Annotated in this window: 10 protein-coding genes; 6 read left to right on the top strand and 4 right to left on the bottom strand. The window is 52.2% G+C overall.

From position 1 onward, the window contains the following. Entirely contained in the window at positions 1-1,896 is a 1,896-nt protein-coding gene (locus ACMGDE_RS12925; protein ID WP_436833221.1) for a serine hydrolase domain-containing protein, read from the bottom strand. A gap of 166 nt (positions 1,897-2,062) precedes the next feature. Further along, entirely contained in the window at positions 2,063-2,425 is a 363-nt protein-coding gene (locus tag ACMGDE_RS12920; RefSeq protein ID WP_436833456.1) for a DUF2200 domain-containing protein, read from the bottom strand. A 118-nt stretch (positions 2,426-2,543) separates the two neighbouring features. Here ACMGDE_RS12920 and ACMGDE_RS12915 point away from each other — a divergent pair, with 118 nt between their 5' ends. From ACMGDE_RS12915 to ACMGDE_RS12905, 3 genes are read left to right on the top strand one after another with little or no spacing between them, the layout of a single operon-like run. Then, positions 2,544-2,930, top strand: coding sequence for a RidA family protein (locus tag ACMGDE_RS12915; protein ID WP_436833220.1), 387 nt, complete (start codon positions 2,544-2,546; stop codon positions 2,928-2,930). 12 nt (positions 2,931-2,942) lie between these two features. Continuing rightward, positions 2,943-4,049, top strand: a complete 1,107-nt coding sequence (locus ACMGDE_RS12910) for a D-TA family PLP-dependent enzyme (RefSeq protein ID WP_436833219.1) — start codon at positions 2,943-2,945, stop codon at positions 4,047-4,049. Between the two features lie 5 nt (positions 4,050-4,054). Next, the gene (locus ACMGDE_RS12905) at positions 4,055-5,134 is read left to right on the top strand and encodes a dipeptidase (protein WP_436833218.1); all 1,080 of its coding nucleotides are present in this window, start codon (positions 4,055-4,057) and stop codon (positions 5,132-5,134) included. On the opposite strand, the gene ACMGDE_RS12900 is transcribed toward ACMGDE_RS12905, so the two are convergent. Further along, on the bottom strand, positions 5,114-6,382 hold the full coding sequence (locus ACMGDE_RS12900; protein WP_436833217.1) for a metallophosphoesterase: 1,269 nt from the start codon (positions 6,380-6,382) through the stop codon (positions 5,114-5,116). The two genes, ACMGDE_RS12905 and ACMGDE_RS12900, sit on opposite strands and share 21 nt — an antisense overlap. Positions 6,383-6,634: 252 nt before the next feature. On the opposite strand from ACMGDE_RS12900, the gene ACMGDE_RS12895 reads away from it, so the two are divergent. Then, positions 6,635-7,927 carry a DoxX family protein gene (locus ACMGDE_RS12895; RefSeq protein ID WP_436833216.1) on the top strand — a complete coding sequence of 431 codons (1,293 nt, stop codon included), beginning with the start codon at positions 6,635-6,637 and terminating at the stop codon, positions 7,925-7,927. Positions 7,928-8,003: 76 nt separating this feature from the next. Here ACMGDE_RS12895 and ACMGDE_RS12890 read toward each other — a convergent pair whose 3' ends face one another. Next, on the bottom strand, positions 8,004-8,720 hold the full coding sequence (locus ACMGDE_RS12890) for a GntR family transcriptional regulator (protein ID WP_436833215.1): 717 nt from the start codon (positions 8,718-8,720) through the stop codon (positions 8,004-8,006). 510 nt (positions 8,721-9,230) lie between these two features. On the opposite strand from ACMGDE_RS12890, the gene ACMGDE_RS12885 reads away from it, so the two are divergent. After that, positions 9,231-12,386 carry a SusC/RagA family TonB-linked outer membrane protein gene (locus ACMGDE_RS12885; protein WP_436833214.1) on the top strand — a complete coding sequence of 1,052 codons (3,156 nt, stop codon included), beginning with the start codon at positions 9,231-9,233 and terminating at the stop codon, positions 12,384-12,386. 11 nt (positions 12,387-12,397) lie between these two features. After that, a complete protein-coding gene (locus ACMGDE_RS12880; RefSeq protein WP_436833213.1) occupies positions 12,398-14,290 on the top strand; it encodes a RagB/SusD family nutrient uptake outer membrane protein in 1,893 nt (630 codons plus the stop codon). Position 14,291: the final 1 nt, after the last annotated feature.

The raw sequence follows: 14,291 nt of genomic DNA, 5'->3' as shown, positions 1-14,291 counted from the left end.
TTAGTGCGCCCAGATCGGCACACCGATCCATCCATGGATGGAAAACAATGCCGTCAGATACAGCAAGAAGATGATATTGAAGGCCAGGGGGATTCTCATCCATTGATGGCTTAGTTGATCCCAGCGCTTATACAATAAATAGGCGCCGATCATGACACTGATGCCGAAAAACAGCATCCCCGCAAAAATGGAAAAGGTGGCGCCATTCATGGACGTAAACAGCTCTTTGTGTACCTCATCCGTAATGCCTAATATGCGATAGGCGACCAGAAAAGAAACAATGCCTAACGTGGGCCAGAGGGTCAACCAGAGGTCTTTTATGTTTATTTTTTTCAGAAGAACCATGGGGATTCCGGCGATGGTATAGATGATGGACAACAACGCGGCAGTCAGCCCCAGGTAGATGAGCGCCTGTTGAAGCAGGACCGGAGCATAAGCTGTTTTCCTGAAAAATCCGTTGCCGTAGCCCTGGAAGAAAGGGTGTCCCTCATGATCCCTACCAACGATAAACGATGGGATGATATCTCCCTTTGATCGGAAAATGCCGTTTCCGATGTGGACCAGGGAGTCCGGGCGTCCACGTCCTTTTTCAACGATAAGTTTGTCCTTATCGATGGCCACAAGCTTGATCCCCCCGAATATCTTGCGGTGGAACTCCCATCGTTCGTTTTTGGGATTCATAAATTGGTAATAGCCGAGCAACGGTTCTATTGTTGATCGATCAATAGGCTGTGAACGTAATGCCGGTGCACCCAGATCCTTCGTCAGGAATTCCTCGATCAGTTGGGATACGGACCCTAACTTTGCATTGCAATTCGTCGAAATGGAATAAGCCAAGCCGGCCGCCCTATTAAAGAATATCCATGAGCTGAATCCTTCGCCCTTACCATTGTGCCCTCTGAATGTTATTTTTTTGTTGTTGGGAAACAGGTCGTTGCCCAATGCGTACCCGGTCTGCAGCCCGTTTTGGCCGGCCAGGGTGCTGTGTATCGTTTCCATGTCATGAAAATCTTGCTCATTCAGTGGATGCGCATCGCCGCTTGATGGGGCATTCAGTAGGTAAAACATCAATCGGGACATATCGGATGCGTTGGATACCAGCGCGCTAGACGCCCCGTTGCTACCTGGCATGTAAAAGGGTAACCGGTGATACGCGCCGTCTTGATGGTAATATCCCTTTGCATAATCGGGCCGCGCTTTGCCATCCAGATCGAACAGCGTATGGTCCATGTGCAAGGGGCCCAGCAATGCTTTTTGTATGTATTCATCCCACGGCATACCGGATACTTTCTCGATGATATATCCCAATACATTGTATCCCGGGTTGGCATAAGACATTCTTTCGCCGGGTTTCCAACGCGAAGTCAGGGAGTGCCCTATAGCATTCACGGCTTCCAGTCCCGTCAATGGTTTGCCGGTCATGTTTACCATCCTGTTGAGTTGGATATCTTCAAAACCCGCTGTATGTTCGAGCAAGTGGACAATTCTAACGGGATGGCTAGCTTCCCATTGGTTGGTATAAGGGATTTCGGGTGCGATTGATTTCAATCGGTCATTCAAACCTAGCTTGCCATCGGCGATCAGCTTTTGCACCCCCATTGCCAACAAAAATTTGGTAATAGACGCCAAATGAAATTGTGTCGTACGATCCACCTGGACTTTTTGTTCCCAATCGGCATAGCCCAATCCGCCGGAAAACAGTATGCTATCCTTTTTGACCAGGGAAATCATCAATCCGGGCATCTGCTCCCTTTGCATAACGCGGTGGATTTTATCCAGTAATTCGTTTATTTCAGGTGCGGGATTGAAGGGTTGTAGCTGCTGGTTTTGAGCCATACTATTGCCCCACGATAGCATCAAAAATGCGGGTAAAAACCATGTTCGAAGGTTTGCCATATTGTACTTTTTTTGCCAAAGTACAGGCGTCTCTGTTGGTTTTAGTTCGATGCGATCCAAACGAACTCATTGGGGGCCGATGGCTCATCGGGGTTTTGGTAAGCTTTGTGTTGGCCATCCTGAACGGCGGGCGTCAGCTCTGTGAAACCATCGAGGATGGAGAAACCTAGCCCCGCAGAATCTTTTCCATTTTTCTGCCCTTGGCCAGCTCATCCACCAACTTATCCAGGTATCGGGCCTGCCGTGTCAGGGGATTCTCGATTTCCTCGATGCGATACCCGCAGATCATGCCGGTGATGAGGTGCGCGTGGGGGTTTAGCGAAGCCCGTTGGAAAAAGGTTTCAAACGTTACCCTTTCTGTGATGAGTTCCTGCAGCTTCTGGTCATCGAAGCCTGTTAACCACGCGATGACCTGATGCAACTCTTCTTTGGTCCGGCCTTTCTTCTCCACTTTTTCGAGATACATGGGATAGACCGAGGCAAAGATCATCTTTGCGATACGCTGATGGTGGGTGTCGGAGATATTCATAGCCATAAATATACGCAATAGTCTTTTAGCTGCAAAGAAAAGATAGGTATGCGACATTTATGTCGATTGAAAAAGAATAAACTATATTTAGCTGAAATTTAATAACACATTACTTCGTATGGAAAAACAGCAAATTATACATCCGGACAGGGATGCAAACTTTGTGACAGGTGCCTATTCGGACGGCATCGTAGCTGGCGGCTTCCTTTTTGTAAGCGGACAGGCATCGGTCGATTTCAAAACCTCGCAGTTTGTATTGGGAACCATTGAGGAAGAGACGCGCCGAACCCTGGATAACATCAAAGCGATCGTGGAAGCCGCAGGGGCCACCATGGACGATGTGGTGAAGTGTACCGTGCATCTGACGGATATTGCTGAATTCGATCGTTTCAACGCGGTATATGCTGCTTATTTTGCGGGTATGCGGCCTGCCCGCACCACGGTGCAATCGGTACTTGGGCAGGGCATCCGGGTAGAAATCGACTGCATGGTTAAACTTCCATGAAAAACGCAAGCGATGAAAGACCCTGATGTTTGGTATAAAGTAAAGAATGCCGACGAAATTGATTCGCCGGCGCTGCTCGTTTATCCGGAGCGGATCCAGCGGAACATCTCATCCCTCAAAGCGCTTGTCGGGGATGTGTCGCGCTTCCGATCGCATGTGAAAACGCATAAGACCAAGGAGTTGGTCCGTTTTCAGCTGGAGGCGGGAATCTGCAAATTCAAATGTGCAACCATCGCCGAAGCGAAGCTGCTGGGGGAGTGCATGGCACCGGATGTACTGTTTGCCTATCCGCTATTGGGACCTAAAACAGGCCGGTTCATGGCGTTGGTGAAGGCGTATCCCAAGACCAGTTTTTCGGCCATCGTGGATGATCCGGCTGCGGCGAAAGCGCTCTCGGCGATGGCAATTGCTGCCGGTACGGTGGTGGATGTGTATGTAGACCTGGATATCGGCATGGGGCGGACGGGGATCTATCCCGGGGATGAAGCAATCGCGCTATATCAGGAATGCGCGGCGTTGGAAGGGGTGGATATCCAAGGGTTTCATGCATACGACGGGCACGTGCGCGAGCCGGATGTGCAAAAGCGGAAGACGATTTGCGCCGGCAACGTTGAAACCATCGCCGCTTTGGTGGAGCAGCTGCGCCTATCGGGCTACCCGAAGCCGCGTATCATCATGGGCGGGTCGCCGACGCTAGCGATCTATGCGCAGTACCCCGAGGTGGAATGCAGCTCGGGTACGTTTATCCTATGGGATAAGGGGTACGCGGATTTGCTGCCGGAGCAGCCGTTCGTGGCGGCGGCAGTCGTGTTGGCGCGGGTGGTTTCACTACCGGGCGACCAGCGGATCTGTGTGGATATGGGGCATAAGGCGGTGGCGTCGGAAGGTGAATTGGCCCGGCGTGTGTATTTTCTCAATGCACCGGAGCTGAAGCCGGTAGGCCATAGTGAAGAGCATCTGGTATTGGAGGCGCCGATAGGCCATGGCTGGAAAGTGGGGGATGTCTTGTATGGATTGCCGAACCACATCTGCCCGACCGTGGCCTTATATGATCGTTTACAAGTGGTAGAAGGGCAGCGGGCGACCGGGAGCTGGGCAGTAGTGGCTAGAAATCGATGAATAGGATGGGAGAATTGATCATTGATGCCCACCTCGATCTGGCGATGAACGCGGTGGAATGGAATCGCGACCTGAAAAAGCCGGTATTGGCGATCCGGCAACTGGAGGAGGGGATGCAGGACAAGCCGGACCGGGGGAGGAATACCGTAGCATTGCCTGAACTGCGCAAAGCGAATATCGGATTGGTGGTGGCTACGCAGATCGCCCGGTTTGTGGAGCCGGGAGCGAGTTTGCCCGGTTGGCATTCGCCGGAAATTGCGTGGGCCATTACCCAGGCGCAATTGGCCTGGTACCGGGCGATGGAAGCGCAAGGGGAGATGGTGCAGATTACGAACTTGGCGGACCTTGATGCTCATTTGAAGGTTTGGGCAGACGATACCATCCCTGCGGATCGTAAGCCCGTGGGCTATGTGCTTAGTCTGGAAGGTGCGGATTCGTTGGTCGACATTTCTTACCTTGAAAAAGCCTATGGTGATGGGTTGCGTGCTCTTGGGCCGGCCCATTACGGGCCGGGTAGGTACGCGCCCGGAACGGGAATGGAAGGCGGGCTCACCCGGATGGGCAAAGCGCTGCTCAAGGAAATGGAACAGTACCGGCTGATCCTCGATGTCACGCACCTGACGGATGAGGGCTTCCGTGAGGCCACCGACCTATACACAGGTCCCATCTGGGCCAGCCATCATAATTGCCGGGCACTCGTGCAGCTCCAGCGTCAGCTAACGGACGAGCAATTGCAGGTGCTGGTGGAGCGGGACGCGGTGATTGGTGGCGTTTTGGACGCATGGATGCTGGTAAACGACTGGCAACGCGGGGTAGATACGCCGCTAGGAAGGGGGGTATACCTCGAGCGGCTCATCGACCACTATGATCACATATGCCAGCTCGCGGGCAATAGCCTGCATGTGGCCATCGGCAGTGATCTGGATGGAGCGTTTGGAAAAGAGCAGTCGCCTTACGACCTGGATACCATCGGCGACCTTCCGCGGCTGGGCGAATTGCTGGCAGCGCGGGGGTATACGCCAGCGGATATCGAAAATATTTTTTACAAAAACTGGTTGCGTTTTTTACGCCATGCGTGGCGTTGAATCGCCGTTAAAGGCCTCGACCAATTCTAATAAGGCAATTTCCGGTGGCATTCCCACCCGGCCGAGATAGCCGAGAAAACCAAATCCACGATTGACATAGAGGTACTGGCGCCCCCGCTGATAAAGGCCTGCCCATTGCTTGTAGAAATATTGTATGGGGCTCCACCTGAACCACCGCAATTCGATACCGAACTGCATGCCATGCGTATGCCCGCTCAGCGTCAGCGCGATCTGCGGATAGGTACCGACGACTTCGGCCTCCCAATGGGAGGGATCATGGCTGATGAGGATGGCCGGGCGATCGGCCGGTATATCCGAAAGGGCTTTGGCGAGGTCGCCGTACCTGGAGAACGTGGCACGGCCACTCCAATTTTCTACCCCGATGAGGGTGAGCGCATCGCCGTTTTTTTGGAGGGACACCGATTCGTTCAGGAGCAGGCGCCACCCGGCCTGATGCTGGTGATGCATCAAGGTATGAAGGTTTTCCTGCTTGGCGCTAAGCGACGGCCAGCGGACGTAGTCGCCATAGTCATGGTTGCCCAATACGGAATAGACACCCAGCGGCGCCTGGAGCCGGGCGAAAATATCCAGGTAGGGCTTGAATTCATCCGCACGGTTGTTGACGAGGTCGCCCGAGAAGAGGATCAGATCCGGCTGGAGGGCCATGGCCATGTCGACACCCTTGCTCACGGCGCCGGGATTGTCAAAACTGCCGGCGTGGATATCCGAAAGCTGGACGATCCGCAGCCCATGGAACGCTTTCGGTAGGCCGCTGATGGGTATTTGTACGGTTCGTACCTGGTAACGGTAGCGCCGGAATACGCCATAGAGCAGGCCGAGGGTGAGCATGCCGCCCGAAAACATGGCCAGCTGGCCGATCGCTGGACTGCGTGAAACCACGCCGCTATTGGGAGTAGCGGCCCAAGCGGCTTGCACCGCCAGCAGCACGGCACGGACACCGACGAGCAGGTCGCCCGCAAACATGACGACCGCCATGACGATCTGCCCCAGCAGTATGGCGATAAACGTGTGTACGGTATACTTCACGACGGCATTGGGCCAGCCCGCGGACGACCAGCGGCTGTATAGGAGGGGACTGGCCAATGCCCCTGCGCTGATAAACCCATAAGCGGCCAACAGCACTTGCCTGGCAGGCGCATCCATATCGCGCAATCCGGTATGCATGGCTACGAAGGCATAGTAGGCAGCTCCAGCAAGGAATAATAAAAAGAAGAACAATGTCTTCATACAGGCATGCGAAAGCTGCTAATCCTTCCGCTGTTTCTCCGCCTGTTTGACCTTCTTGTCTGCTCTTTTTTCCTTTAGGCTCTTTACAGCAGTCTTCTTGTTGTTTTCTTTGACCCCTTTATCTTTTGCCATGATCGTAAATTAATTTTTGATTAAAAATAGCATATTAATCCGAGATAAGCAAGCATTTACTTTGCCTGTCCGCAAGTCAAGTATTTTTTCTACCTTAGGCATTGCTTAAACACCGATACCATGGAACGACTGACCGATGGCCCGAAACCCTGGACCTTTCTGCAACTGCTGGCATTCCGATACTTCGCCGTAGTATTCGTATTGTTTATTTTCCCGTTTCCGCTGACGATGATCCCGTTGGTATCATCGCTGATGCAATGGTACGCCAAAGGGTGTCAGGCCGTGGCGGTGTGGGTAGGTGAGCACGTGCTGCACCTGCCGGAGCCCATCACGTTATTCCGGGGCGGCAGCGGCGACAAGACCTATGACTTCGTGTTTCTCCTGATGGTGGCGGTGCTGTCGCTGCTGGCTACCGTGGTGTGGAGCGCGGTAGACCGCCGCCGACGTGAATACAACCGCCTGCACGACTGGCTCAGGGTGCTGGTGCGCTACTACCTGGCCATGATCATGATGTCCTATGGGACGAGCAAGGTATTTCACCTGCAGATGCCCTCGCCGAGTTTGTGGCAGCTGGTGCAGCCATTCGGTGATAAATCGCCCATGGGGCTGGCTTGGTCTTATGTGGGATATTCCAGTGCCTTCAGTATGTTTACCGGCTTGACAGAGGTGATCGGTGGCTTGCTGCTCTTCTTCAGGCGCACCACCACATTGGGGGCGCTGCTCGTTGCGGCCGTGATGCTCAACGTGGCGGTGATGAATTTCTGCTTCCACATCCCGGTGAAGCTCTATTCGACGCAGCTGTTGGTGATGGCGGTGTTCCTGCTGCTCGGCGACGGCGACCGCCTCTTGCGGGTGCTGGTGCTGAATAAAGCCACCGAGGCAGCGCCAGACATGCGCTACCGCCCGCGCAAGCGATGGATGCGGATCGCCGGGGTGTTCGTGAAGGTGGGATTTATCGCCATGGTGGTCATCGGTCAGACGCTCAGCAGCGTGCGGTCGATGAAGCTATATGGCGATAGACGACCGAAATCCCCGTTGTACGGCATCTACGACACCGAATTATTTGTGTTAGGAGGCGATACATTGCCCCCGCTGACCACGGATGATGTCCGCTGGCGGCAGTTGCTTTTGGATCGTCCGGATTATGTGCACGTGAAGATGATGAATGACTCGATGCGGTATTTCAATGCGCGCGTGGATACCGCTGCAAAGACGTTGACGCTCACCACGCCGCAGGGCAACGAGTCGGACAAGGGGATTCTCCACTATGAGGAAACCCCGGATGCACTGCTCCTGCACGGCGTGTGGCAGCGCGAGTCGGTGACGGTGCGCCTCCGGAGGCGTGACCTGGATAGCTTTCGCCTGATCGGCACGAAATTCCGCTGGATACATGAATATCCATATAACCGGTAATGGTCGATTCTGGAATACCATGGGATTGCTGTGTATTGAGCATTCAAAGGCAGGAGTCCGATGAAAGGACAGCGTACTAGAAATAATCCTGAATAAAATACTCTTCAGTGTTGCAATAGAGCAATGAATAGATGACCAGGTTGGGCCTGTTGGTATGCATGCTGCGCTTCATGTGGAGGATGGGGCTTCCCGGGCGGACAGTAAGCAATTCAGATAGCGTCTGGTCGGCTGAAATGGCCCATATCTTCTGCTCCCCTTCCTTGATTTCTACATGGTGGTATTTATTTAGTGTTTCAAAAAGGGAATTTTTCTCAAGATTGTGCATCGAAAAGCGGGGCAGGTCGATATCGGTAATGTACGTCTCTTCGTATAAGGTGGGCAATCCATTGACATGCCGTAGGCGCGATAGATAGAGGCAACCTGCTTCTTGTTGTACCGAGGATAGTTCATATGGAAAATCGGATGGCCAGGGGATTTTATGCGCTTTGACCAATATCTGCGTACGGAGATTCTTTTTGCCCACACCTGCAGTGGATCCTTTGATGGATAGAATGCCCAGCCCGTTCTTCGGTTCGGATACGATACTCCCTTTGCCGTGATGACGTACGATATATCCCATCCTGATCAATTCGCTGAGTGCTTGACGCACCGTCGGGCGGGTTGTATTATAGGTCTTGCACAACTCATTTTCTGAAGGTAAGAGGTCTCCCTTTTTGTAGTAGGCCTCGTCGATCTGCTTTTTTAGATCACTGATCAAGGTTTTGTAGATGGGGGTATTCGGTTCTTTAGCCATAAGCGGTTGCATCAGCAGGAGCAAATTTAACTAAATTATCGATGTTGTGTATACAAGCGTCCCGGTGCTGGTGCCCATTTCCCTGATTTTAGAAAATGCTAGTATGTTGCTGCATTACTTGTATATACAAATAAGGTAAATTTAAGATGTAGTTTTTTGATGTTTTAATTTATGTAAAATGCTATTTATAAATATTTTAAATGCATTTTATAGAAGGCAGTAGCTGTTGTTTGCGATATTTATTTGTTTTTTTCTTGTATATACAAGTTTGATTTGTATATTTGTTTTTGAGTTAGAAAAGCCAATTTTTTAAACCTGTCAATACACGTATGCAAACGTATGTGATAAGCGTGATTGTCGGCCTGCTTTTTTTTGGTTGTATGTATACCGACCGAAAAGGCGTTATTGCGGGTGCGGTCTGCTGGAGCCGGCAATGGGGGATAAACCGAAGCAGTAGACCGCGTGCTACAAGACGACCAATATGAACTGATTTGATATACACTAACCAAGATGAACAAGGCAATAAAACCAATTACCCAATCGATCACTAAAGGTATTTTGGTGCTCTTGGGGTGCGTTTTCTTAGTCAACCAAGTGATGGCTTCGGAATATGCAAAAAGCCGGCGACAGGAACCGATCGTCGTGACCGGAATGGTACGATCCGGCGGCGAACCGCTGGCCGGTGTATCGGTCTCCGCTGTGGCGGCGCTTACGCGGGGTGCTTCTACCGACGACAATGGGCGCTACTCCATCTCGGTGGATGTGAATGATACGTTGGTTTTTTCGTTCGTGGGCTATGTGTCACAGCGAATTGGAGTCAATGGTAGAACGCGGATCGACGTTGAACTGTTGCCGTTGGACAATCAGCTGGATGAAATCGTAGTGGTGGGTTATGGTACGCAGAAAAGGGCAAATCTGACAGGTGCGATCAGTACCATTCAGGCGGCAGAGATCCAAACGACGACCCACTCCAGCCTTGCGCAAAAACTACAGGGAAAGGTGCCGGGACTGCAGATCCGCCAGAATACGGGTGGCCCCGGCGATTTCGATGCGATGATCAATATCCGCGGCTTTGGGTCGCCGCTTTATGTGATCGATGGCATTGTGCGGGACGGGGGGAATGAGTTTCAGCGATTGAATCCAGAAGATATCGAAAGCATTTCGGTGCTAAAAGATGCGTCGGCGGCTATTTACGGTGTAAACGCCGCCAATGGGGTGATCATCGTGACGACGAAAAAAGGAAAGAAAGGCAAAGCACAGTTTCTATATAATGTGGTGGTAGGCACGCAGTCGCCGACGGAGATGCCCGAGATTGCCAATGCCGCGCAATGGATGGAAATGCGGAATGATGCGGCCATCAATGCCGGACTTGCGCCCTATATTTCAAGGGAGGAACTTGAAAAGTACCAGCAAGGGCTTCCAGGATACGAAAGCACCAACTGGTATGATGAAACCATGAAGCCCTGGGCGGGCCAACAGCAGCATACGCTGTCTGCACAGGGCGGGTCTGACAACATAAATTATTTCTCCAGCTTCGGATTTTTGAGGGAAAATGGATTGCTCCAATCGGACGCGATCAATTACGACCGGTATACCTTTCGCACCAACCTGACCGCTAACTTAACGGATAACTTGACCGCGACCGTTGAACTGTCGGGTAGGTATGACCGGAAAGATGGTGCGGGGTACAGCATCTTTGACATCATCCGTGGCACGATATCGGCCTTGCCGACCAACAAACCGTATTTGAACGGTAATCTGGACTATCCTACACACATCACGGATGGGCAGAGCTCCAACCCGGTGGCGATTTCTGACCCCACTATTTCGGGGTATACGCAGGATGTCAACAAAGCATTTCAGTCGGCCGTGACGCTGACGTATAAGGTCCCTTTCGTGCCGGGGCTACAGGTGAAGGGTCTGGCTTCTTACGATGGAAACAATTACTTGAACAAAGCGCTCACCAAAAGTTATAAGCTGTATGCGTACGACGCGGCTGCCGATCAATACAACGCGGCAACCCTGCGGCACCCCACGGTGTTGGGTAATGGCTATTCGGACATGAACCGCATTAGCCTGCAAGCGCACCTGATCTACAACAAGGTGCTGGTCGAGCGCCACAACCTGGGGGCGACCGTCGTGTATGAAGAACGCAACGGCTGGACCCGTTCATCGGGCCTTTCGCGGGAATTTCAGTTCTTCACGAATGACCAGATTGACATGGGCGACCAAAACAATCAGCGCACCAGTGGCATGGAAAGCCAATGGGGCAACCGGTCGGTCATCGGACGGTTTACGTATGATTACGTAGGGAAATACCTGTTGGAACTGGCCGCCAGGTATGACGGTTCATACCGTTATCACCCTGACCGGCGCTGGGGGCTATTCCCCGTTGTGTCAGCGGGATGGCGGATTTCAGAAGAACCGTTTTTCAAGGATAACGTGCCGTTTGTCTCGAATTTGAAATTGCGCGGATCGTATGGGTTGGTGGGCGAAGATGCGGGCAATCCATTCCAATACGTACCGGGTTTCTCTACAATCGGTGGCGGCGGGTATGAGTTTTCGAATGGCAGCTATGTGTCGGGCGTTGCCGCACCGGGCATCGTGAATGAACAGCTGACGTGGTTCGAATCGAACATCAAGGATATCGGTATCGACCTTGGTCTTTTTGACGGCCAGCTGAACCTGGAGTTTGATGTGTACCAGCGGGACCGCACGGGATTGCTGGCCATCCGCAACGTATCCCTACCCAATACGTTCGGCGGAAGCCTTCCGCAGGAAAACCTGAACAGCGATCGGGTGCGCGGACTGGAATTTTCGTTTGGCTATGCGCAGGCCATCGGTGACTTCCGCTTCAACATCAACGGGAATTTCAACTTTGCGCGGACCATGAACGTATATGTGGAGCGGGGACCGTTTGTCAACAGCATGGACAGGTGGCGCAATGGACAGGCGGGCCGATGGAGCGACGTGGTGTGGATGTATGACAAAATCGGGCAGTTCCAATCGGACGATGAGGTATTGTATGCGCCTATCCAAAATGGCGAACTGGGAAACAGCCGCGAAATGGTCGGTGATTTTCAGTACCGCGATGCGAATGGTGATGGGATAATCGATGGGGAGGATACGCTGCCGCTCGCCTGGGGCGGCAATCCGAAGATGTTCTATGGGCTTACGCTGAGCGCTAACTGGAAAGGGTTTGATTTCAATATGCTGTGGCAGGGGTCTGGCAACTACTCGGTACGGTTTACGCACGCCTATGCGGAAACGTTTTGGGGGGATGGCAATCTGCCGGCTTATTTCTACGATCGCTGGCACCTATCAGACCCCTATAATCCGGACAGTGAGTGGATACCGGGAGAATGGCCCGCCACGCGCCGGATATCCGATATCGGGGCGATGTATAATGAGAGCTCGGTGTGGCGCCGGGATGCGTCGTACCTCCGGTTGAAGAGCCTCGAACTGGGCTATTCCATCAACCGGCAAGTGCTGCAACGGATCGGATTGCAGGGGATACGGGTCTATGCAAACGGGTATAACCTGTGGACGATTACGGATCCGTTTGTAAAATCGTTCGATCCGGAACGGATTGAGGGGGCCCTCAACACGGGTTGGGTATATCCATTGAGCAGGAGTTTTAATCTAGGAGTCAACTTGACTTTTTAATTTGCGGTAAGATGAAAGCGAGCATTTTTAAATTAGTGGTTTTATTCGTGTTGGTGTCGGGCTGCAGGAACGTGCTGGATCTGAAACCATTGGATAAACTGGATAGCGAAAGTCTGTTTGCGACGCCGGAGGGGGTAAGGGTATACCTGGCCAATCTGTATGGACAGTTGCCGATCGAAGATTTTTCATTTGGGCGGTTGGGTTTCAATACGGCCAATCAGAATACGGCGGGTATCGCACCGGCTACGCAAACCGATGATGCGGCAAACTCGGAATTCAGCCATTTGCTGGATGGCGGTGGTAACTTCCAATGGTGGGACCCGGGGTATAAGTTGATCCGGGATATCAATCTGCTATTGGAAACCATCCCTACGGTGACCTCACTAAATGACGACGATAAAGCCACACTCCTTAGCGAAGGGCACTTCCTGCGGGCGTACACTTATTTTGCACTGGTGAAACGGTATGGCGGTGTTCCGTTGATTACAAGCGTACAGCAATATACGCCCGATGTGGAAAGCCTGAAGGTGCCCAGGAGTACGGAAAAGGAAACCTGGGATTTTGTGCTGGCTGAATGCGACGCTGCGATTGATCACTTACCCCCTTCAAGAACGGCGGATAATAGAAGAGCGACGAAATGGGTTGCTTATGCGCTGAAATCGCGGGCAGCCCTCCATGCCGCATCACTGGCTAAATACTGGTCAAAGGCACCGCTTTCCGGTGCCGCTGTATCACAGGGGCTGGTCGGACTGGATGCCTCGCTGGCCGGTCATTACTATGAAGTATGCATCGAAGCGTCGCAAACCATCATGGAAGAGGGCGGGTTTGCGCTGCACAAGCCAACGCCGGGCTCGACAGAAGAGGCGACTGCTAATTACATGGAGTTGTTCCAGAACCCCAATGGCGCAGTCAGTGAAGTGCTGTTTACCAAGGGGTATACCAACCCGGGGTCATCGGGACATAGTTATGATTTTTGGTTCAACCCGAACCAGACATCTGACGGCGCACCGCATCCGGGTAGGATGAATCCCACACTCGATTTTGTGGACCTGTTTGAACGTTACAGCAATCCGGGGCAGCGTGCACCAATAGTGACTACCGCAGATGGCAATGTAAATGATTATAACGGGTTTAATCCCAATAAAACCTACCTGCGGTTTGATACGCCTTATGATATCTTTAAAGACAAGGACGCCCGGCTATGGGCGACAGTGGTGCTGCCGGGTACGGAGTGGAAAGGGAAAACGATCGTCATCCAAGGGGGATATATCCTGCCCGATGGAACGCCGAAAATTGAAACCAAAGAATCGACAGTGGTCAATGGTGTGACCTACTATACGTATGGCGCGGCGGATTGGACCAACTACTCGGGATTTGAGGTGTACTTGGGAAATATGACGCGCACGGGATTCAGCTTCAAGAAATTTCTATCGCCAAATCCTGTGCCACCCAATCTGACATATTCGACAACCGATTGGATTGAATTCCGCTATGCGGAAATCTTGCTGAATTATGCGGAAGCGGTCCTGGAAAGCAATTATACCGCTAATGACGCCCAAGTGAAAGCCAAAAATGCCATCAATGCGATCAGACGTCGGGGTGGCCATACGGTAGACATCGACTTGACACTGGAAAATGTATTGCGTGAACGCCGGGTTGAACTGGCATTCGAAAATAAACGGTATTGGGACTTGATCCGTAGGCGGGAGTACCACGAGAAATTCAACAATACCATCCGCAAGGCGTTGGTGCCCGTACTGGATCTCCGTGTCAGTCCGGCGAAATACATCTTTATCCGGAAGAATCTATCCAGAGAAAATCCACTGACATTTCCAACGAATTTTTACTACGTGCATATTCCGGGAGTTGGCGCCAATGGATTAGTTCAGAATCCGCAATACTAAG

Source organism: Parapedobacter brassicae (genome assembly GCF_051400755.1).
Classification (GTDB): domain Bacteria; phylum Bacteroidota; class Bacteroidia; order Sphingobacteriales; family Sphingobacteriaceae; genus Parapedobacter.
Note: the sequence above shows the minus strand (reverse complement) of the source record. Positions and strands in the feature narration are given on the sequence as shown.

What these genes read in the sequence shown, in the direction of transcription:
- ACMGDE_RS12890 (WP_436833215.1), bottom strand. Translation starts at nt 8,720, where the DNA reads ATGGCTAAAGAACCGAATACCCCCATCTACAAAACCTTGATCAGTGAT.
- ACMGDE_RS12905 (WP_436833218.1), top strand. Translation starts at nt 4,055, where the DNA reads ATGGGAGAATTGATCATTGATGCCCACCTCGATCTGGCGATGAACGCG.
- ACMGDE_RS12895 (WP_436833216.1), top strand. Translation starts at nt 6,635, where the DNA reads ATGGAACGACTGACCGATGGCCCGAAACCCTGGACCTTTCTGCAACTG.
- ACMGDE_RS12925 (WP_436833221.1), bottom strand. Translation starts at nt 1,896, where the DNA reads ATGGCAAACCTTCGAACATGGTTTTTACCCGCATTTTTGATGCTATCG.
- ACMGDE_RS12910 (WP_436833219.1), top strand. Translation starts at nt 2,943, where the DNA reads ATGAAAGACCCTGATGTTTGGTATAAAGTAAAGAATGCCGACGAAATT.
- ACMGDE_RS12900 (WP_436833217.1), bottom strand. Translation starts at nt 6,382, where the DNA reads ATGAAGACATTGTTCTTCTTTTTATTATTCCTTGCTGGAGCTGCCTAC.
- ACMGDE_RS12880 (WP_436833213.1), top strand. Translation starts at nt 12,398, where the DNA reads ATGAAAGCGAGCATTTTTAAATTAGTGGTTTTATTCGTGTTGGTGTCG.
- ACMGDE_RS12915 (WP_436833220.1), top strand. Translation starts at nt 2,544, where the DNA reads ATGGAAAAACAGCAAATTATACATCCGGACAGGGATGCAAACTTTGTG.
- ACMGDE_RS12885 (WP_436833214.1), top strand. Translation starts at nt 9,231, where the DNA reads ATGAACAAGGCAATAAAACCAATTACCCAATCGATCACTAAAGGTATT.
- ACMGDE_RS12920 (WP_436833456.1), bottom strand. Translation starts at nt 2,425, where the DNA reads ATGAATATCTCCGACACCCACCATCAGCGTATCGCAAAGATGATCTTT.